Raw genomic sequence first — 19,587 nt, forward strand, 5'->3', positions numbered from 1 at the left:
TTATGCTTTTCCTTCCTGCTTTAATCTGCCGGCAAGTACGTAAAGGACAGCCAGGGTGACAAAGTGGGAGGAAAAATCATTTTGGTCCTGCTGCGGGTAGACTTCGACAAAATCCATGCCGCAGAGGCCGTGAACACCGAATTCGTGAATGAGAGTCAGCAGCTGTTCGGGATGGAGTCCGTTGGCATCTGCCGGGCCGCCGGGGTTGTAGGCATAGTCTAAAATATCGCTGCAGATACTTAAATATACTTCATCGGTCCCTTCAGAAGCGGTCTCATAGACTTCCCTGGCAAACGTTTTTAAATCCGGAGCATTGCGGATTTTATCGATAGTAATCGTAACAGCCCCCGCTTCTTTGGCGGATCTGCCATTGACTGCTTTATTGCGGGGGCCGTGGATGCCAAGGTGCACAAGGCTCTTATTTCTCACCTGCTCATATTCATACAGGCGTGCAAACGGGGAGCCGCGCCCGAACTCGTCGCCCATCGATTCATCGTTATTATCAAAGTGGGCATCGATATGAATAATGCCGATTTTTTTCCCGGTAGTTTCACCAAGCGCCCGTACGACCGGATATGTGATGCCATGGTCGCCTCCGAGACCGACAGGAAACGTGCCGGATGTCCATAAAGAAGAAGCAAATGACTGGATTGTTTCCATCGTGGCCGCAACGTCGGCCGGCGTGGTGGAAACGTCTCCGGCATCTGCGAGGCTGTAGTGGCTGAGTACATCGATGCCGTCAAGCTCAGGCAGATAGCCGCTGTAGCGCTCAGAGCACTGGCGGATCACCTTCGGTCCAAGCTCGCAGCCTGTATAAGCCCCCCAGGTTACCGCTCCCTCCCACGGCACACCGTAGATAGTGGCCTGGTAGTTTGCTGCCTGCGATAAATCCTTTGCTACTGAAGAAGCGTGAAGGAAGGTCGGTGTATTTCCGTAAATGAGTGGTCGGTCCATATGTCAGCACCCTCTCTGTGTGTGATTTTCAATGTATAGGGAGTGAAGAAGTGTCTATGCCCTGATACGTTTACCACGTGACATGTGATACAATAAAGTGTACCATATGTGAGTAGTTTTGCGTTCGAAGCAGTGGAACAAACTGTACAGCAGCACAAGCGCAGGGAAGTGGAAAGGCGGTAACACCTATGAAGGCTGAAGAGAAATTAGAAGTATTGAAGCATTCCCGTCATGACTGGATGAATGTCCTGCAGCTTCTGAAAACACACGCTGCGCTTGGTAAAGTGGAAGAGCTTCAGAAAGTGATCGAAAAAACCACCTTCAAAGCTTCCCATGAAGCCAAGCTGTCAAATGTACAGGCTCCGGCGTTCGCTGTAGAGCTGATCACGTTCCATTGGCAGGAGCACTGGTTTTCCATTGATTTTGAGGTGGAGGATACGTTCAGTGCCGAGCCGGACGATCAGAAGTGGACTGGTTTTTTTCAAGGACTGGCAGCACGCATTGATGAACAGGCCGAGCGAACGAGAAATAACCACCTCGAAATTTCCATCAACCAGAACGATGGCGGGCTTCCGTGTCTGGAGCTCGATTTTGAAGGTGAATTAAAGAGTCCCGAGAGGCTTGAACAGTGGATACGAAAAGAGTCCGTAATGATAGATATGATTGAATATATAGAAGTAAGCACAGAGCACCTATATTGCGTCATTGTCGATCAAGCAGGCGGTCAGTAAGAATACTAATGAGGTGAAAGAGTTGTTTGTAGATCACGTAAATTTATATGTAAAAGGCGGCGATGGCGGAGATGGCATGGTCGCCTTTCGTCGGGAAAAGTATGTTCCGGACGGCGGACCGGCCGGAGGCGACGGAGGCAGAGGCGCAGATGTAGTTTTTGAAGTGGATGAAGGGCTCAGGACATTGATGGATTTCCGGTATCAGCGCCACTTTAAGGCAAAACGCGGCGACAATGGAAGATCCAAAAACCAGCACGGCAGAGGCGGCGAAGATTTAATTGTCCGTGTACCGCCGGGCACTATTATCCGGGACCGCAGCTCTGAGGTTATGATTGCGGATTTAACAGAGCATAAACAACGGGTGGTAGTGGCAAAAGGCGGAAGGGGCGGCCGTGGAAACACACGATTTGCTTCTCCCTCCAATCCGGCCCCGGAAATCAGCGAAAAAGGCGAGCCGGCGGAGGAAAAAGACATTCAGCTTGAGCTGAAGGTACTGGCAGACGTTGGTCTCGTCGGTTTTCCGAGCGTTGGTAAATCGACGCTATTGTCTATTGTATCAGCAGCCCGTCCGAAAATTGCCGATTATCCATTTACTACACTAAAGCCGAACCTCGGCGTCGTGGATGCAGGTGAAGGGAAAAGCTTTGTCATGGCGGACCTCCCGGGGCTTATTGCCGGAGCCCATGAAGGCGTTGGACTCGGAGCTCAATTTTTACGGCACATTGAACGGACACGGGTGCTTGTGCATATTGTGGATATGGCCGGTGAACTCGAAGGCCGTGATCCGTTTGAGGATTTCCAGCAGATCAATGCGGAGCTGCGGGAGCACAACCTCCGGCTGCTTGAACGCCCAATGGTAGTAATGGCTAACAAGATGGACATGCCGGGCACAGAGGAACAGCTTGAAGAGTTTAAAAAGAAGCTTCCGGAAGGCATTGAAGTATTTCCTGTCTCTACCCTTAGAAAGCAGGGTATTCAGCCGCTTCTGCAGAGAGTGGCAGATCTGGTGGAAACGACCCCTGCCTTTCATTTATATGATGAAGAGGACCAGGAAGAAAAAGTGGTGTACACGCTCGATGAAAAAGAAGCTCCGTTTTATATTGGCCGAGCCGACGACGGTGCTTATGTACTGTACGGACCGGACATCGAAAAACACTATAGAATGGCGGATCTCTCCCACGAAGATTCGATGCAGCGCTTTTCCAGGAAAATGCGCAACATGGGCGTCGATGAAGCACTGCGCGAGCGAGGGGCTAAACACGGAGATACAGTAAGGCTGCTGGACTTTGAGTTTGAATTTGTTGATGGGTAACCAGTCAGTATAAATCAGAGTATAAAAGAGTGTGGTGAAAGCAGTGGCAGACAGAATTGATCATTTCTATCTTGTACGGGAAGATCTGTTAACAGATGCAATGCAGAAAACGTTGGAAGCAAAAGCACTGCTTGAAAGCGGAAAGGTGCAGAAGGTGGCAGAGGCGGTACAGCATGTAGATCTGAGCCGCAGCGCTTTTTATAAATACCGGGATGCTATTTTTCCGTTTCATACGATGATACAGGAGCAGATTATTACATTATCGATCCAGCTCGCCGATCGCTCCGGCTCCCTGTCGGAGCTGCTGCGTATTGTAGCGGAAGCAAATTCAAATGTGCTTACTATTAATCAGACGATCCCGCTGCAGGGGCGGGCAAATATCACGCTGACTGTGGATACGTCGGCGCTCAGTCTGGAAATCCGTGACTTTGTACGCAAAATTCAGGAAATGGAATTTGTGGAAAAGGCTGAAATAGTCGGGTCCGGATCGCTGTAAAGAGTAGAAAGGTAAAGGAGTGTAGAGAGTGAAGCGAGTGGGATATCTTGGCCCGAGGGGGACTTTTACAGAAATGGCGGCCCGGGTGCTTTTTCATGAACAGGCGCTTGAGCCCTTTGATACGATTGCAGAAGGGATGAAGCTTGCGCAGCAGCAGGAGATAGATATTGCTGTCGTACCGCTTGAAAATGCGATCGAAGGCTCGGTGAATGTGACCCTGGACTATTTGATCCATAAGCATGAACTGCCAATTATTGGAGAAGTGACTGTGCCGATTGAGCAGCACCTGCTGGCTCTTCCGGAGGAAAAGAAGCAATGGGAGCAGGCGGAGTTTGTGCATTCACATCCGCACGCCATCGCCCAGTGCCATGAGTTTCTAAGCCGGTGGATGCCGGAGACAAAAGCACAGTTTACAAATTCCACCAGTGCCGCTGCAAAAAAGCTGAGTGAGGGCACTGCCGAAGGTGTGGTTATTGCAACCAGGCTTGCTGCAGAGCAGTATGGCCTCGAGATTGTAAAGGAAAACATTCATGACTATACGAACAACCATACCCGCTTTGTAGTGCTTGCAGGCAGTGAAGACCACGTGGAAAGTCTTTCGAAAGAAAAGAAAGTAACGGAGAGGACGACGATGGTCATTACGCTGCCATCCGACTATCCAGGCGCTCTGCATCAGGTGCTTGCCGCCTTTTCATGGCGTAAATTAAATTTAACAAAAATTGAATCCCGTCCAATGAAGACCGGGATTGGAAATTACTTTTTTGTCATGGACGTGGAACAGCCGGAGGACGATATTTTGATTCCGGGCGTTATTGCTGAGCTTGAAGCCCTCGGCTTCGGGGTCCGGGTCCTCGGGCATTATCCGTGCTTTGAACTCTCTACGGCCGAAGCGAAAGTAGACAGCCGGACGACAGGCTAATTGTCTTCATTAAGCAGGTAGGCACGATTTCGTAAAGCTTCAAGCAGGACGTTGAACTGAGCGTGCGAAGGAATCTCAATAGTGTGAAGGTGCACGCCGGCGGTCAGCTCTGAGAGCATGGAAGCATTTGTGTTTCTCATGTTCTCAATAAAGCGGTCCGCGTCGATCCGGCTTTCAATCATTAAGGATGCGGTAATGTCCCCGTAAACGGGATGCTCGATGGAAACATCGATAACTTTCCCACCGTGATCTACGATCAAGTACAGCTCCTCGAGGGTGCTGTCCGGGTCGGAAGGATGGGAAACGGCTACGCGTTTTCGTACCGTCTGAGTGGAGTCCTTATTTTTTATAATAATGTAGCCCTGGGACGTAGCGAGAATCGGATGGCCCTGGGCTTTCAGTAATGACATATCCTGAACAATGACCTGACGGCTGACGCTTGCCCTTGAAGCAAGAGAGCTTCCAGTCAGCGGCCGGGGGGACATTTCAAGCCATTCAAGCAGCTGATTGCGCCGGTCGGCTCCAAGCATTTTTTTTGAAGAATCTTTAGGCATGGTAATACCTCACTTTGTAGGTTGCTACTCTATATCATAGCGGTAATGTGTTTTTATTGTAAATTAAAAACTGCCGCCTTTTTATTCTATATCGGGCGGTGAAGACAGGAAGGAGAAGCGTAATGGCAGGACATTCGAAATGGAATAATATTAAGCGTCGCAAAGAAGCCCAGGATTCTAAGCGGGCAAAAATATTCACGAAATTGTCGAAGGAAATTTTTGCGGCTGTCCGGGAGGCAGGAGATGACCCCGACCAGAATCTTCGTTTGCGTATGGCGATTACAAAAGCGCGGGCAGCGAATATTCCAAATGAAAATATTACGCGGACTATCAAAAAAGCAAAAGGCCAGGGCGCAGAACTGCAGTATGAAGAAATGACGTACGAAGGGTACGGACCCGGCGGAGCCGCGGTCATGATCAAAGCGTTAACGGATAATAAAAACCGTACTGTGGCGGATATTCGAGCCGCTTTTAACAAAAACGGGGGTAACCTCGGGGAGAATGGCTGCGTCTCTTTTCTATTCAATAAAGAGGGCTTTCTGGCCGTTGACCGTGAAAACCTTGAAGCAGATGAAGACACGTTCATGCTTGAAGCGGTGGAAGCCGGGGCAAATGACGTGGAGTACGATGACCACGGCTTTTATATTTACACTGAGCCCGATGATTTTGAATCTGTAAAAGGGGCTATGGAGCATACGTATCATTTTTCCACGGCCGAGGTTACCATGATTCCCGAGACGAAAGCCCATTTAGAGGACGAGCATGCCAGTAAAATGCTCAAATTGATCGATACGCTTGAAGATAACGACGATGTGCAGAGCGTGTACCATAACTTTGAAGCAGAAGAAGAGCAGATGGAACGCCTGGAAGTTTCCCCTTAAGCCTTTCACCCCGCCGGTGGAAGGTTTTTAATACACAGGCGTTTGGGAGACTGGGCGAATAGTCATTTTTCAACGGGGGCGATCTTTGCTATGATATAGGAAAGCATGTTCGCATTTCAATAAGGCAAGGAGAGGACACAGTGATTGAATTCGTAAAAGGACGCGTGGATCATATAAAAGGAGACACCATCACGATTGAAAACAACGGGATCGGCTATTTAATCTATTGCTCCAACCCTTTTGTGTTTAACGGCCAGCAGCCGGATGAAGAAACAGTAGTATATACATATCAGTATGTAAAAGAGGACGTGAACCGTCTGTACGGCTTTCGTTCAAGAAAAGAGCGCGAGCTGTTTGAACAGCTGCTGCAGGTGTCGGGAATAGGGCCAAAGGGCGCCCAGGCAATTCTTGCCTCCGGAGATCCGGGGCAGGTCGTCGGAGCTATTGAAAACGAAGACGAAACGTTTTTAACCAAGTTCCCGGGAGTCGGAAAGAAAACAGCAAAGCAGATGATTATCGATCTGAAAGGAAAACTGACCGGTGTTTATGATGCGGTAACAGTAGCGGGGGCACCGGTCTCACTGCTTGACGAGCAGCAGCCGGGCGGGGACCTCGAGGAAGCGCTTCAAGCGCTTACGGCTTTAGGCTACGGAGAAAAAGAAATCAAAAAAGTGCGCCCTCATTTAGAGAAAGAACAGCTGAGTGCAGATGAATATGTAAGAAAAGCCCTGCAGTGGATGCTCACATAGCAGAAAACAGAGGAGGAAAAATTCTTGGAAGATAGAATTGTTTCTCAGGAAGCAGAATCAGGAGAAGATTTGGTGGAACAAAGCATTCGTCCGGACCGGCTTCGGGAATATATCGGCCAGCGAAAAGTAAAGGAAAACCTGGAAGTATTTATTGAAGCGGCAAAGCTTCGGGAAGAGCCGCTTGACCATACATTGCTTTACGGGCCGCCAGGCCTTGGAAAAACGACGCTTGCCATGATTATTGCACGTGAGATGGAGGTGAACATCCGGACGACCAGCGGCCCTGCTATTGAAAGGCCCGGAGACCTGGCCGCGGTCATGACAGCTCTGGAACCCGGCGACGTACTTTTTATCGATGAGATACACCGGCTGCCCCGGGCAGTGGAGGAAGTGCTGTACCCGGCGATGGAGGATTTTTGCATCGATATTGTAATTGGCAAGGACAGCTCTGCACGTTCTGTCCGCCTGGATCTTCCGCCATTCACGCTGATTGGTGCCACTACGAGAGCGGGCCTGCTCTCCGCGCCACTCAGAGATCGTTTCGGCGTGCATGCGCGCCTGGAATACTACGTGGAGGAGGACCTGGCTGAAATTGTCCGGCGTTCGGGGGATTTATTTCAGCTCAATATTGATAAAGGAGCAGCCTACGAGCTTGCCAGAAGGTCCCGGGGGACGCCCCGGGTAGTGAACCGGCTGCTGCGGCGGGTGCGTGATTTTGCCCAGGTGCAGGGAGACGGCAGCATCACGATGGAGCTTGCGAATCATGCACTTGAACGGCTGCAGGTGGATAAGCTCGGCCTTGACCACATTGACCATAAATATCTGCTCGGTTTAATTGAAACATTTCGGGGCGGCCCGGCCGGGGTGGAAGCAATAGCGGCAAAGATCGGTGAGGAGGCCCATACGCTTGAAGACGTGTATGAGCCGTATTTAATGCAGATCGGGTTTTTGCAGCGGACGCCACGAGGAAGAAAAGCAGCTCCGCTTGCGTATGAGCATTTTGGTTATCCGTATCAGGAAGAAAATACATGAGCCGTTTTTAAGCCAGCACTTTGTGGTGCTGGATTTCTTTCGTGCATAAAACAGTAAATTCTTATATAATAGCTTTTGGTTTTACGTGATTGAACGAATAGGAAGGGTTAGCGATGAATATAAATGAATTTGATTTTGAACTGCCTGAGGAGCTGATCGCGCAGCAGCCGCTGAAAGAAAGGGATCAGTCCCGGCTGCTTGTGATGAATACGAAGGAAGAAACCATTGCGCATGAGCATTTTCATCAGATTGAACACCATCTTGAGGCTGGTGACTGTTTAGTGCTTAACAACACCAAGGTATGGCCGGCAAGGCTTATCGGTGAAAAAAAAGAAACCGGCGCAGGGATTGAAGTACTGCTGCTGCAGCAGGAGGGTGATACGTGGGAGACGCTTGTGAAGCCGGCAAAACGAGTAAAGCCGGGCACCGTAGTCACCTTCGGGGACGGCCTTCTGACCGCAGAATGCACGAAGGTGCTTGAACACGGGGGCCGGGAGATGGTGTTCACCTACGACGGTATTTTTCTTGAGATTCTACAGGAGCTTGGCGAAATGCCGCTGCCCCCTTACATCAAAGAAAAGCTTGAAGACCAGGACCGTTACCAGACCGTATATGCCGAGCATTACGGCTCCGCTGCAGCTCCTACGGCAGGGCTTCACTTTACGACAGCCCTGCTTGAACGACTGAAAGCAAAAGGGGTCCGTACGGCGCATGTGACCCTGCATGTCGGACTCGGAACGTTTCGCCCGGTATCCGCCGAAACGGTGGAGGAGCATGATATGCACGCGGAATTTTATCATCTTCCGCAGGAAACAGCTGATATTTTAAATGAAACGAAATCGGCAGGTAAACGTATAATTGCAGTGGGGACGACGTCAGCGCGTACGCTCGAAACCGTGGCAGGCAAACAGGAAAATAAATTTATGGAAGCAAGCGGCTGGACGGATATTTTCATTTATCCAGGCTACACGTTCCAGGGAATTGACGCACTTTTAACCAATTTCCATCTGCCAAAGTCTACTCTTGTGATGCTTGTGAGCGCTCTTGCCGGTAAGGAATTTCTTTTCCGGGCATACGAAGAAGCCATACGCGAGAGGTACCGATTTTTTAGTTTTGGAGATGCAATGCTTATACACTCGGGAGGAAATAACGGATGACCGCAGTAACATATGAACATATTAAGACGTGCCGGCAGTCAGGAGCACGGCTCGGCAAAGTGCACACACCGCACGGGTCGTTTGACACTCCTGCCTTTATGCCGGTGGGGACACTTGCCACCGTGAAAACTTTGAGCCCGGAGGAACTGGAGTCGATGGGCGCAGGAATGATTTTAAGCAACACGTATCATTTATGGATACGGCCCGGTGAAGATATTGTGGAAGAAGCCGGCGGCCTGCATAAATTCATGAACTGGAATAAGCCAATTCTTACCGATTCTGGAGGGTTTCAGGTGTTCAGCCTGAGTAAGCTGCGGGATATTAAAGAAGAAGGCGTTCATTTCCGGAACCATATTTCCGGAGCAAAGTTATTTCTCTCCCCGGAAAAAGCGATGCAGATTCAAAACTCTCTTGGTGCCGACGTGATGATGGCATTTGACGAGTGTCCGCCTTATCCAGCCGAGGAAGAATACATGAAAGCATCTGTTGAGCGGACGACCAGATGGGCCGAAAGGTGTCTTGAGGCACATGCGCGTCCAGAGGATCAGGCATTGTTTGGAATCGTCCAGGGCGGGGATTACCGGCATTTGCGTGAAAAATCTGCAAAAGAGTTGATTTCAATGGACTTTCCGGGTTACGCTATAGGCGGATTATCTGTTGGAGAGCCGAAGGAAACGATGAACCGAGTGCTGGAATACACCGCCCCGCTTCTCCCTCAAAACAAACCACGCTACTTGATGGGAGTCGGGTCGGCAGATGCGTTAATTGATGGATCTATCCGCGGGATAGATATGTTTGATTGCGTGCTTCCAACGAGAATCGGTCGAAACGGAACGTGTATGACAAGCAAAGGCAGATTGGTCGTAAGAAACGCTTCAAATGCCAGAGACTTCCGCCCGATCGATGAGGCGTGCGGGTGCTATACCTGCCGCAATTATTCAAGGGCTTACATCCGGCATCTGATCAAAAGTGAAGAAACGTTTGGCGTCCGGCTTACTTCGTACCATAACTTGTATTTTCTACTGTCTTTAATGCAGCAAGTACGCGAGGCTATCCAGCAAGATCGTCTGCTCGATTTTCGGGAAACTTTTTTTGAACAATACGGCTTTAACCGTCCGGATGCTAAAAATTTCTAGATCGGGGAAGCTAAAGGGACAAGGGGTGAAACAGTGAGTACAATTATCGTATTGGTTTTGATGTTTCTCATATTCTATTTCCTTTTGATTCGTCCGCAGCAAAAGCAGCAGAAGCGGATCAAGGAAATGCATGCGAATCTGCAGAAAGGTGACCGTATCGTTACTATCGGCGGTATACACGGCACCATTGATGCTATTGATGAAAACAAACTCATCGTGGACGTAGACGGCAACATGAAATTGACGTTTGACCGGAACGCGGTCCGCGAAACAGTAAATGAATAGCCTGTATAGAATTCCCGTTTACAAATAAACGGGAATTTTTTCATCCTGAGAGAAAAGTATGTTTGCCACATCTTCATGGTTAAGTATAATGAAAAGCAGGAGGTGTTCTGATGGAAAAAGTCTGGGAAGAGTGGAAGGCGGTTGTTTATCCGGCACTTGAGAGCAAAGTGAAGGAGTTTGAAACACTTGGGTACAAAAACATACATATAGACGAAATCTGGGAAATGAGCGTAAGCCAGATGAAAAAACGTCAGGCTGCTCCAGTATTACATACAATTGTACAGACGATTCTGCATATGAAAATGCACGATTACATGCAGCAGAAAACGATCGAATCGTACAAGAAGATCGAACAAAAGAAAAACTATGACGAAGCTCTGGAGGAAATACTGGCCCAGGTGAGTGGCAATGTAGCAGAAAAGGTCGATTGACATTTAATTCTGCGCATACGTATAATTGCTCTTGTTTAAGAAACATTGAACGGAATGGATACAGAAGCGAAGGACCAGACGGCATGCTCCGTTCTGGTTTATTTATGGGAGCAGAAGCATTATATAACGGCGGATCGAAGCACGGAAGGATGAACCTGTAATGGTAAAGAAATCAAGGATTGTTTATTTCTTTTTAATTATTTTTGCGCTGGCGGCATTAATGATCCCAACGTCGGAAAAAATTGTGAACGGTATCGATCTTGGGCTTGATCTTCAGGGCGGATTTGAAGTGCTCTATGAAGTAGAGCCTCAGGAAGAAGGACAGGAAATTACAGATGAAACTTTGCAGAACACGGTAGCTGCACTGACGCAGCGGGTAAACATTTTAGGTGTATCCGAGCCGAATATTACCATTGAAGGGGATAACCGTATACGTGTTCAGCTCGCTGGTGTCGAAGACCAGCAGGCCGCACGGGAGCTGCTTTCCACAGAAGCCGACCTGAGCATTAGGGACGTGGACGATAACGAGCGGCTCTCCGGAAGCGACATTCGGGAAAACAGCGCTTCGGTAAACTTTGACGACGCAAATAACCCTATAGTCACCGTTTCTCTAAAAGACGGTGATCAGTTTGGCGAAGTAACGGAAAACATCATTAACGAATACTCGCCTCCAAACAACCGCCTTGTTATCTGGCTGGATTACGAAGAAGGAGATTCCTACGAAGAGGAAGCCACGAAGGAAGATCCGAAATTTATTTCTGCTCCGGCAGTAAGTGAGCCGCTGTATACACAGGATATTCAGATTGAAGGCGACTTTAGTGTGGAAGAAGCAGAAAACCTTGCGGACATTTTGAATTCCGGTTCGCTTCCTGTAGAACTCGAGGAAGTATACTCGAACTCAGTTGGCGCTTCGCTCGGTGAACAGGCCATGGATAAAGCCATTTTTGCGACGTTTATTGGCGTTGGGCTGATTTTCCTGTTCATGCTCGTATTCTACCGTTTTACAGGCTTTATCGCGGTGTTAACGCTCAGTACATACATTTATTTTGTGCTGGCAGTATTTAACTTTATTCAGGGTGTGCTGACGCTGCCGGGAATAGCGGCGCTTGTCCTTGGGGTCGGTATGGCTGTAGACGCAAATATTATTACGTATGAACGGATTAAAGAAGAAATCAAATACGGCAGATCCATTTTATCGGCGTACCGTTCAGGAGCAAGAAGATCTCTTGGTACAATTATCGATGCGAACGTCACAACCCTGATTGCGGCCGGAGTGCTTTTCTACTTCGGAACAAGTTCGGTGCAGGGCTTTGCTTTGATGCTGATTGTGAGCATACTGGTAAGCTTCATTACGGCAGTGCTTGGTACAAGGCTGCTTCTCGGTCTCTGGGTGAACAGCCGGATTTTCAATAAAAAACCGAAAGTGTTTGGCGTAAAGGAGCGTGACATCCATGAACCTTAATAACAGCAGGAAGATCTTAAAACGGGTGATTCCTTTCGTCAAATTCAGAAATATCTTTTTCCTGATTACGCTCGTATACATTCTTGCCGGAGGCATCCTTTTGTCAACGATCGGCTTAAACCTGGGCATCGACTTTCAGAGTGGTTCAAGGGTAGAGGTGTCAGCGGAGGAGCCATTAACCGAGGAACAGGTGCGCTCGGATTTCGAAGCGGTGGAAGCGGATCTGGAGCCGGACGATATTACACTCGGCGGAGATAATAATACAATCGCTTCCGCACGCTTTATCGGAGAGCTTTCCCAGGAGGAAATAGCTGCGGTGCAAACGTATTTTGAAGAAGAATACGGCAGCGTTCCAAACACGGGCACCGTGTCCCCGCAGGTTGGACAGGAGCTCGCGCAGAATGCATTTATATCTGTGCTGATTGCATCACTCGGATTGATAATTTATATTACGATCCGCTTTCAGTTTTTATACGGAGTTGCTTCGATTATTGCCCTTCTTCACGATGCCTTCTTTATTATTGGGTTTTTCAGCTTGATGCAGGTGGAAGTGAACGTGCCGTTTATTGCAGCGGTGCTGACGATTGTAGGCTATTCCATTAACGATACGATTGTAACGTTTGACCGTATCAGGGAAAACATGCCGCCGGCAGAGGAAATTGGATCGTTTGAAGACCTTGCAGAAGTAGTGGACGTCAGTCTGAATCAGACGCTCACGCGTTCCATTAATACTGTTTTGACAGTAGTATTCGCGGCTGCGGCGCTGTTTATTTTCGGCGGAGAAGGTATACGGTCATTTTCTCTTGCCCTGCTTGTCGGCCTGGTTGCCGGAACGTATTCCTCCATATTCCTGGCTGCCCAGCTGTGGGTGATCTGGAACTGGAAAAAAATTAAACGGGACCGTGAAAAGGCGCCAGCAGAAGAAGAACCAGAGTCGTAAGCAGAAAAGCTTCCCTTTAGTAAGGGAGGCTTTTTATGGTTATTTTTGCAATTATACGGGTATAATAAAGGAGAGCACATATTGTGAAAGGAGTGAAAAAATGAAAGCACAAACAGGTTTAATCATGGGACTTATTTTAGCACTTATTATTGCTGTTTTTGCCGTGATTAATGTAAATAGTGTAGAAGTGAATTTATTGTTCGGCACAGGGGAATGGCCGCTGATTATTGTCATTCTGGTGTCTGTACTGCTTGGAGCGATGGTGGCAGGATTTCTCAGCATGTTCCGTATCTATAAGCTGAAAGCAGAAGTGCGCCGTCTCCGGAAAGCCTCGGATGATCACAGTGCTTCTGTCGGCTCAAGAACAGCCGGTACCTCGCACGAAGATAACGATAAAGGAAAATCCAGCCGTTCTTCATAAGTACAGTAATTCGCGCTTCTTTTCCCCTGTGAGGGAGAAGGAGCTTTTTTATGGGATGATGTGCAGATAAAATAGCTTTTATCCCGTAAGTATTTTAGATACAATAGTGAATGCAGACAAGGACCGTTTGAAACGATAAAGCAAGAAAAGAGGAAGAGATATATGCTGCAGTCACGAACAAGATGGCATCAGCCCGAAGTGGACGAAGGTCTTGCAGAACAGCTTAAAAAGGAACTGAATGTAAGTGTTATATCTGCGCGGCTGCTTGCTGCAAGAGGATTTGAATCAGCAGAAAAAGTCCGGCAGATGATTCATAATGACTGGTCTATTGTACATAACCCGTATTTGCTTGATGGAATGGAGGACGCTGTCCGCCGAATTCAGCAGGCGGTTGAAAATAAAGAACGGATTCTCGTGTTCGGAGATTACGATGCGGACGGAGTGTCGAGCACGACTATTATGATCCGGCTCTTAACCGAGCTTGGAGCTTCATTTGGCTGGTATATTCCTAACCGGTTTACGGAAGGATACGGACCGAATGTGCCTGCTTTTCAGTCGGCCCACGACGAAGGAGCTTCACTCATTATAACCGTTGATACGGGCATCGCGGCGGTTAATGAAATCCAGACCGCCAATGATTTGGGTATGGATGTTATTATTACCGACCACCATGAGCCGCCCCCGGAGCTGCCGCCTGCATATGCGATCATTAATCCGAAGAAACCGGGCTGTGCGTATCCATTTAAAGAGCTCGCGGGAGTCGGAGTCGCCTATAAATTAGCACATGCTCTTCTTACCGAGGAGCCTGTTCACTGGCTTGATATTGTCACGCTCGGCACGATCAGCGACCTTGTGCCGCTCGTGGAGGAAAACCGGCTGTTCGTTCAGCGGGGGCTCGACCTTCTGACGAACAGTAAACTTCCCGGAATTCAGGCGTTAAAACGAATATGCAGCATTGAGGGGGAACAGCTGGAAGAAGACCATGTCGGCTTTGCAATGGGACCGCGCCTGAACGCAGCTGGTCGTATGGAGGAAGCGGATCCTGCTGTCCACCTTCTCACTGCAGCTACGCTCGACGAAGCAGAATCGTGGGCGGAAATGATCGATGACCTGAATAACGAGCGCAAATCGCTCGTGGAGAGCATGACCAAGGAAGCTGTGGAAGAAGTAGAAACAAACTTTCCTGTAGAGGAAAATCCATTCATTATTGTGGCAGGGGAAGGATGGAACGCCGGTGTAATTGGTATCGTGGCGAGTCGTCTGGTGGAACGGTATTACCGTCCGGTGATCGTTATGAGCATTGATGCGGCAACCGGGGAAGCCAAAGGCTCGGCAAGAAGCATCGAAGGCTTCGATATGTTCCAGGAGCTTTCGAAAAACCGTGACGTGCTCCAGAAATTCGGGGGTCACCCAATGGCAGCTGGAATGTCATTAGACCCAGCAGATATCGACACTTTAAGAACCCGCATGGTCGGCCAGGCGAAAGAAACGCTGAGCAGTGAGCTGCTCGTCCCGGCGACTCATATTGACGTTCATGTTTCGGTAAGTGATATTACGATTGATGCGGTCGAAGACCTGCGAAATCTTGCACCGTTTGGCGTCGGTAATCCGAAGCCGGTTTTCCGGATTGAAAAAACGGTGCTCGAATCAGTGAAAACGATAGGGGCATCGAAAAATCACTTGAAGATGGCACTTGCTGCCGGCGGAAAAAAGCTTGATTGTGTCGGATTTCACCTCGGATATTTATCGGAAAGCCTCACAGAAAATGAAGAGGTCTCCGTCGTTGGGGAACTGAGCATCAATGAATGGAATGGCTTCCGCAAGCCGCAGTTATTTTTAAGAGACGCGAAGGTGGAGCAGATTCAAGTATTTGACCGTAGAAAAGAAAAACGGGTAACGTTTGCGGACAATACAGATACAGCGGTTTTGGCTTTTACAGAAGAGCAGCAAAAAGAACTGGCGGAATCTGCGGGGCATGCAGTCATTCTTAACGGCACCGATATGAAAGGGCGGTTGCACCACGTGTCCAATGTAGTGATAGCGGATATGCCGGCTTCACTTGATGCGCTCAAGCAGGCGCTTGCGATGTTCCCGCAGGCGGCGAATATTTATGTATACTTTCATGGAAGAGAAAAAGCGTATTTTCATTCGATGCCTTCAAGAGAGCAGTTCAAATGGTATTATGCTTTCCTGAAAAAGCGTAATTCGTTTGATCTGAACAGCCAGGGCAGAAAACTGGCCGAGCATAAACAATGGAAAACGGAAGATTTGTTTTTTATGAGCCAAGTGTTTTTTGAATTAGGTTTTGTTAAAATGAAGGATGCAGTGGTCTCAGCAGAAGAAAAGCCTGCAAAAAAGGATTTAACTGACTCCACTTCCTACCAGGAAAAAATGGAGGCGAGAAATGTCGAGCAGGAATTGATGTTTACTCCGTTTCCGCAATTAAAAAAACGGCTCCTTTCCTGGCTGCCGGAAAAGGAAGAAACTATATTAGATGTGAGGAAGAAGGTAAACCATGGACTTTAAAGATTACATAACAGTGATCGAGGATTTTCCTGAAAAGGGCATCCGGTTTAAAGATATTACAACGCTTATGCAGAACGGCCCTGTGTACCGCCAGGCCATTGATAACATGATCGAATTTGCCGGGAAGCATGATGTTGATGTGATTGTCGGACCGGAAGCAAGAGGATTTGTGGTCGGGTGCCCGGTCGCTTATGCAATGGAAAAAGCGTTTGTACCGATACGCAAAGAAGGTAAGCTGCCCCGGGAAACCATTACGGAGGATTACGGCCTGGAATACGGGGAAGCGAGCCTGTCGATTCATACAGACGCCATTAAACCCGGCCAGCGGGTGCTTATCACTGACGACCTGCTTGCTACCGGCGGCACTGTAAGAGCTACTGTACAGTTGGTGGAAAAGCTGGGAGGAGTTGTGGCAGGCCTCGCATTCTTTATCGAGCTTTCCTATCTGGATGCAAGAAACACCAAAGATTTAAATGGCTATAATGTCTATTCGTTAGTCACGTTTGATTAATACGCATATTTGTCTTAAGCCCCCTGCCAACCAGTGGTTCGGGGGTTATTATTATACCTGGAAGCGTCAGTGGGGGAAAAAAGGCTTAAGGCTTGAAATTAGAGTCAATTAGCGTTATATTTCTTCATATTCAGATATTTATGTCCGGTAGGTGTACCGTGTATCTATTATAAGGTGGAAAGGCGAATAAGGGTGATTCCATGACGATTGATGAAGTAATGGAAAAAGCAGGCGTTTATTTATCCGAAACGAATGTCGCTTTTTTGGATAAAGCGTATCACTATGCAGAAAAAGCCCATCAGGAGCAATACCGGAAGTCAGGCGAGCCTTATATCCTGCACCCTATTCAGGTAGCCGGTATTCTAATAGAACTGCAGTTGGATCCTGATACGATCGCGGCTGCTTTTATGCATGATGTGGTAGAAGACACAGAAGTGACCGTCGAAGATCTCGAACGGGAATTTAACAGCGAAGTGGCTATGCTTGTAGACGGCGTCACGAAGCTGAAAAAGATTAAATACAAATCGAAGGAACAGCAGCAGGCGGAAAACCACCGTAAGATGGTGGTCGCAATGGCGAAGGACATCCGGGTAATCCTGATCAAGCTTGCAGACCGCCTGCATAACATGCGGACCCTGAAGCATCTTCCACCGGAAAAGCAGCGCCGCATTTCTAATGAAACACTGGAAATTTTTGCCCCGCTTGCTCATCGATTAGGTATTTCCACAATCAAATGGGAGCTTGAGGACACGGCGCTTCGTTACCTCGAGCCACAGCAGTATTACCGCATCGTGAATTTGATGAAACAAAAGCGTGCCGAACGGGAAGAATACATTGACCAGGTAATTGATAATATTCAGGAAAACGTGAATGATTTGAAAATCAATGCCGAAATGTACGGCCGGCCGAAGCATATCTACAGCATTTACCGAAAAATGGTGAAGGATAAAAAGCAGTTTAATGAAATTTACGACCTGCTGGCTGTACGTATTATTGTTGACAGCATTAAGGACTGCTATGCTGTGCTTGGAATCATTCACACCTGTTGGAAGCCGATGCCGGGCCGGTTCAAGGACTATATCGCCATGCCGAAGGCGAATATGTATCAGTCTCTTCATACGACCGTCATCGGGCCAAACGGTGAGCCTCTCGAGGTACAGATCCGCTCGAGGGAGATGCACCGTATCGCTGAATTTGGTGTGGCAGCCCACTGGGCGTATAAGGAAGGCAAGGACGCGCAGAACAAACAGTCCCTTGAAGACAAGCTCACCTGGTTCCGGGAGATTCTGGAATGGCAGGATGATACGCCGGACGCCCAGGAGTTTATGGAATCGCTCAAAATCGACTTGTTTTCCGACATGGTATTTGTGTTTACGCCAAAGGGCGACGTTATCGAGCTTCCGCGGGGCTCAGTGCCGATTGATTTTGCCTACCGGATTCATACGGAGATCGGCAACCGGTCGATCGGGGCAAAGGTAAATGGAAAAATGGTGCCGCTTGATCATGAGCTGACCACCGGTGACATTGTAGAAATGCTTACGTCCAAGCATTCCTACGGCCCGAGCCAGGATTGGCTGAAGCTGACGAAAAGCTCGCATGCCAAAAACAAGATTAAGCAGTTTTTCAAAAAAGAACGGCGTGAAGAAAATATCCAAAAAGGCCGTGAAATGGTGGAGCGCGAGCTGCGGGCGCAAAACTACGAGCCAAAAGAGATATTAAACGAAGAAAACCGGCAGGAAGCAGCCGACAAATTCAGCTTTTCCAATGATGAAGATATGTTTGCGGCAGTAGGGTATAACGGCGTCAGTCCGAAGCAGATTGTCACCAGGCTGACCGACCGGGCCCGCCAGGAGCAGGAACAGGCCGCTGAACAAAAGTCTGTGGCTGAAGCTGTTAAAGACGTACAGCCGGCAACGCCGACGAGAAAAACCGGGGCCGGAGTAAGAGTCAAAGGCGTCGATAATCTGCTCGTGCGCCTGTCACGATGCTGTAACCCGGTTCCCGGTGATGAAATTGTAGGCTTTATTACAAAAGGCCGGGGGGTCTCTGTACATCGGAGCGACTGTCCAAATATTAAAAATGAAGATTCGGAACCGCGTCTGTTGTCTGTCGAATGGGAAGGCGCGGCTGAGAAATCGAAAAACTATAATGTGGATATTGAAGTGACCGGCTATGACCGGCGCGGGCTTTTAAACGCTGTGCTGCAGGCGGTGACTGAAACGAAAACCAACATGAGCGCCGTCAGCGGCAAAGCAGATAAGAACAAAATGGCTATTATTCATGTCACAGTAAATATCAGCAATACCGATCATCTGCGCCGGGTCGTGGATAAAATTAAGGGTCTCCCGGACATTTATTCCGTACGCCGGGTGATGCATTAACGATTGCTGGAGAGAAAGGGTCGTTCAGCGTGAAAGTGGTACTGCAGAGAAGTAAAGAGGCGGCATGCCGGGTCGGGGATGAAGTAACAGGAGAAATATCTTCAGGTCTGGTGCTTTTTGTAGGCATTCACTTAGAAGACACGGAAAAGGACCTGGCGTGGATGGCAGAGAAGGTGAGCAATCTCCGCGTATTTGAGGACGAAGCGGGGAAGATGAACCTGTCGGTGCTTGAGGCGAACGGGCACGTGTTATCCATCCCCCAGTTTACGCTCTACGGCAATACGCAGAAAGGCCGCCGCCCGAACTTTATGGAGGCAGCCCCGCCGGAGCAGGCCAGGGCGTACTACCTTCAGTTTAACGAACTTCTCGCAGAACAGGATGTTCACGTAGAAACAGGCGTGTTTGGTGCGGATATGGATATATCTCTTACGAATGACGGCCCGGTGACGCTCATACTGGATTCTCCGAAAAGCCAGGGAAATGGTTGACAATCCCCGGGAAGATTCGTAAGATTGTTTTACAGAAGAACAGCAAAAGCCGATGATAAAGAAAGTAGACAGCGCGGCAGACTGCCAGAGAAGAAGGGCCTGAGGCTGGAAGCCCTTCTCTTTCTCCCCTGTTGAAAGACACTTTGTAGGTTTTATTTCGAATGCTGCCGAGCAGCCGGTAGGAATAAACGGGCGCCTTCGTTACAGGCATAAAGTGGAAA

The 19,587-nt window shown here is 48.6% G+C and carries 20 protein-coding genes and 1 other annotated feature (1 of these 21 running past the window's edge); of the genes, 18 read left to right on the forward strand and 2 right to left on the reverse strand.

Going from position 1 to position 19,587, the window contains the following annotated elements; all coding sequences use genetic code 11:
* A complete protein-coding gene (locus G548_RS0108810) occupies positions 1 to 954 on the reverse strand; it encodes an agmatinase family protein (protein ID WP_022793785.1) in 954 nt (317 codons plus the stop codon).
* A 188-nt stretch (positions 955 to 1,142) separates the two neighbouring features.
* Between G548_RS0108810 and G548_RS18770 the strand changes: the two genes are divergently transcribed.
* Genes G548_RS18770 through pheA form a run of 4 tightly spaced genes read left to right on the forward strand, consistent with a single transcriptional unit; the run spans position 1,143 to position 4,412 of the window.
* A complete protein-coding gene (locus G548_RS18770) occupies positions 1,143 to 1,685 on the forward strand; it encodes a Spo0B C-terminal domain-containing protein (protein ID WP_022793786.1) in 543 nt (180 codons plus the stop codon).
* A gap of 22 nt (positions 1,686 to 1,707) precedes the next feature.
* Positions 1,708 to 2,997, forward strand: a complete 1,290-nt coding sequence (obgE, locus tag G548_RS0108820) for a GTPase ObgE (protein ID WP_022793787.1) — start codon at positions 1,708 to 1,710, stop codon at positions 2,995 to 2,997.
* A 55-nt stretch (positions 2,998 to 3,052) separates the two neighbouring features.
* Complete coding sequence (locus G548_RS0108825; RefSeq protein ID WP_425411521.1) at positions 3,053 to 3,493, forward strand: ACT domain-containing protein; 441 nt, start codon at positions 3,053 to 3,055, stop codon at positions 3,491 to 3,493.
* 28 nt (positions 3,494 to 3,521) lie between these two features.
* Positions 3,522 to 4,412 (forward strand): prephenate dehydratase, encoded by an 891-nt coding sequence (gene pheA / locus G548_RS17775; protein WP_022793789.1) that lies wholly within the window; start codon positions 3,522 to 3,524, stop codon positions 4,410 to 4,412.
* On the opposite strand, the gene G548_RS0108835 is transcribed toward pheA, so the two are convergent.
* Positions 4,409 to 4,966 carry a transcription repressor NadR gene (locus G548_RS0108835; RefSeq protein ID WP_022793790.1) on the reverse strand — a complete coding sequence of 186 codons (558 nt, stop codon included), beginning with the start codon at positions 4,964 to 4,966 and terminating at the stop codon, positions 4,409 to 4,411. The two genes, pheA and G548_RS0108835, sit on opposite strands and share 4 nt — an antisense overlap.
* Before the next feature lie 122 nt (positions 4,967 to 5,088).
* On the opposite strand from G548_RS0108835, the gene G548_RS0108840 reads away from it, so the two are divergent.
* From G548_RS0108840 to dtd, 14 genes are all read left to right on the forward strand, one after another.
* Entirely contained in the window at positions 5,089 to 5,847 is a 759-nt protein-coding gene (locus G548_RS0108840; RefSeq protein ID WP_022793791.1) for a YebC/PmpR family DNA-binding transcriptional regulator, read from the forward strand.
* Between the two features lie 140 nt (positions 5,848 to 5,987).
* Positions 5,988 to 6,596 carry a Holliday junction branch migration protein RuvA gene (ruvA, locus tag G548_RS0108845; protein ID WP_022793792.1) on the forward strand — a complete coding sequence of 203 codons (609 nt, stop codon included), beginning with the start codon at positions 5,988 to 5,990 and terminating at the stop codon, positions 6,594 to 6,596.
* A gap of 24 nt (positions 6,597 to 6,620) precedes the next feature.
* Complete coding sequence (ruvB, locus tag G548_RS0108850) at positions 6,621 to 7,628, forward strand: Holliday junction branch migration DNA helicase RuvB (protein WP_022793793.1); 1,008 nt, start codon at positions 6,621 to 6,623, stop codon at positions 7,626 to 7,628.
* Between the two features lie 113 nt (positions 7,629 to 7,741).
* Positions 7,742 to 8,785, forward strand: coding sequence for a tRNA preQ1(34) S-adenosylmethionine ribosyltransferase-isomerase QueA (gene queA, locus G548_RS0108855; RefSeq protein ID WP_022793794.1), 1,044 nt, complete (start codon positions 7,742 to 7,744; stop codon positions 8,783 to 8,785).
* Positions 8,782 to 9,921, forward strand: a complete 1,140-nt coding sequence (gene tgt / locus G548_RS0108860; RefSeq protein WP_022793795.1) for a tRNA guanosine(34) transglycosylase Tgt — start codon at positions 8,782 to 8,784, stop codon at positions 9,919 to 9,921. The genes queA and tgt overlap by 4 nt, the downstream gene beginning before the upstream one ends.
* Positions 9,922 to 9,954: 33 nt before the next feature.
* Positions 9,955 to 10,206 (forward strand): preprotein translocase subunit YajC, encoded by a 252-nt coding sequence (yajC, locus tag G548_RS0108865; protein ID WP_022793796.1) that lies wholly within the window; start codon positions 9,955 to 9,957, stop codon positions 10,204 to 10,206.
* A 110-nt stretch (positions 10,207 to 10,316) separates the two neighbouring features.
* Positions 10,317 to 10,637 (forward strand): post-transcriptional regulator, encoded by a 321-nt coding sequence (locus tag G548_RS17780; RefSeq protein ID WP_022793797.1) that lies wholly within the window; start codon positions 10,317 to 10,319, stop codon positions 10,635 to 10,637.
* Positions 10,638 to 10,797: 160 nt separating this feature from the next.
* Complete coding sequence (gene secD, locus G548_RS19445; RefSeq protein WP_169435236.1) at positions 10,798 to 12,099, forward strand: protein translocase subunit SecD; 1,302 nt, start codon at positions 10,798 to 10,800, stop codon at positions 12,097 to 12,099.
* Complete coding sequence (gene secF / locus G548_RS19450; RefSeq protein ID WP_169435237.1) at positions 12,089 to 13,039, forward strand: protein translocase subunit SecF; 951 nt, start codon at positions 12,089 to 12,091, stop codon at positions 13,037 to 13,039. Before secD ends, secF begins: the two co-directional genes overlap by 11 nt.
* Positions 13,040 to 13,139: 100 nt before the next feature.
* Positions 13,140 to 13,460 carry a LapA family protein gene (locus tag G548_RS0108880; protein WP_022793798.1) on the forward strand — a complete coding sequence of 107 codons (321 nt, stop codon included), beginning with the start codon at positions 13,140 to 13,142 and terminating at the stop codon, positions 13,458 to 13,460.
* Positions 13,461 to 13,622: 162 nt separating this feature from the next.
* Positions 13,623 to 15,986, forward strand: coding sequence for a single-stranded-DNA-specific exonuclease RecJ (gene recJ, locus G548_RS0108885; protein WP_022793799.1), 2,364 nt, complete (start codon positions 13,623 to 13,625; stop codon positions 15,984 to 15,986).
* Complete coding sequence (locus tag G548_RS0108890; RefSeq protein WP_022793800.1) at positions 15,976 to 16,497, forward strand: adenine phosphoribosyltransferase; 522 nt, start codon at positions 15,976 to 15,978, stop codon at positions 16,495 to 16,497. The genes recJ and G548_RS0108890 overlap by 11 nt, the downstream gene beginning before the upstream one ends.
* Before the next feature lie 200 nt (positions 16,498 to 16,697).
* The gene (locus tag G548_RS0108895) at positions 16,698 to 18,878 is read left to right on the forward strand and encodes a RelA/SpoT family protein (protein WP_022793801.1); all 2,181 of its coding nucleotides are present in this window, start codon (positions 16,698 to 16,700) and stop codon (positions 18,876 to 18,878) included.
* Positions 18,879 to 18,907: 29 nt separating this feature from the next.
* A complete protein-coding gene (dtd, locus tag G548_RS0108900; RefSeq protein WP_022793802.1) occupies positions 18,908 to 19,366 on the forward strand; it encodes a D-aminoacyl-tRNA deacylase in 459 nt (152 codons plus the stop codon).
* A 43-nt stretch (positions 19,367 to 19,409) separates the two neighbouring features.
* Positions 19,410 to 19,587 (forward strand) — a binding site (T-box leader); it runs 48 nt beyond the window's last position.

Source organism: Marinococcus halotolerans DSM 16375 (assembly GCF_000420725.1).
GTDB classification, from domain to species: Bacteria; Bacillota; Bacilli; order Bacillales; family Marinococcaceae; genus Marinococcus; species Marinococcus halotolerans.

Bases quoted from the DNA above. Each gene is read 5' to 3' on its own strand.
- G548_RS18770 (WP_022793786.1), top strand. From the start codon at position 1,143: ATGAAGGCTGAAGAGAAATTAGAAGTATTGAAGCATTCCCGTCATGAC.
- queA (WP_022793794.1), top strand. From the start codon at position 7,742: ATGAATATAAATGAATTTGATTTTGAACTGCCTGAGGAGCTGATCGCG.
- recJ (WP_022793799.1), top strand. From the start codon at position 13,623: ATGCTGCAGTCACGAACAAGATGGCATCAGCCCGAAGTGGACGAAGGT.
- G548_RS0108880 (WP_022793798.1), top strand. From the start codon at position 13,140: ATGAAAGCACAAACAGGTTTAATCATGGGACTTATTTTAGCACTTATT.
- tgt (WP_022793795.1), top strand. From the start codon at position 8,782: ATGACCGCAGTAACATATGAACATATTAAGACGTGCCGGCAGTCAGGA.
- G548_RS0108890 (WP_022793800.1), top strand. From the start codon at position 15,976: ATGGACTTTAAAGATTACATAACAGTGATCGAGGATTTTCCTGAAAAG.
- G548_RS0108895 (WP_022793801.1), top strand. From the start codon at position 16,698: ATGACGATTGATGAAGTAATGGAAAAAGCAGGCGTTTATTTATCCGAA.
- G548_RS0108835 (WP_022793790.1), bottom strand. From the start codon at position 4,966: ATGCCTAAAGATTCTTCAAAAAAAATGCTTGGAGCCGACCGGCGCAAT.
- G548_RS0108810 (WP_022793785.1), bottom strand. From the start codon at position 954: ATGGACCGACCACTCATTTACGGAAATACACCGACCTTCCTTCACGCT.
- secF (WP_169435237.1), top strand. From the start codon at position 12,089: ATGAACCTTAATAACAGCAGGAAGATCTTAAAACGGGTGATTCCTTTC.
- G548_RS0108840 (WP_022793791.1), top strand. From the start codon at position 5,089: ATGGCAGGACATTCGAAATGGAATAATATTAAGCGTCGCAAAGAAGCC.
- secD (WP_169435236.1), top strand. From the start codon at position 10,798: ATGGTAAAGAAATCAAGGATTGTTTATTTCTTTTTAATTATTTTTGCG.
- G548_RS17780 (WP_022793797.1), top strand. From the start codon at position 10,317: ATGGAAAAAGTCTGGGAAGAGTGGAAGGCGGTTGTTTATCCGGCACTT.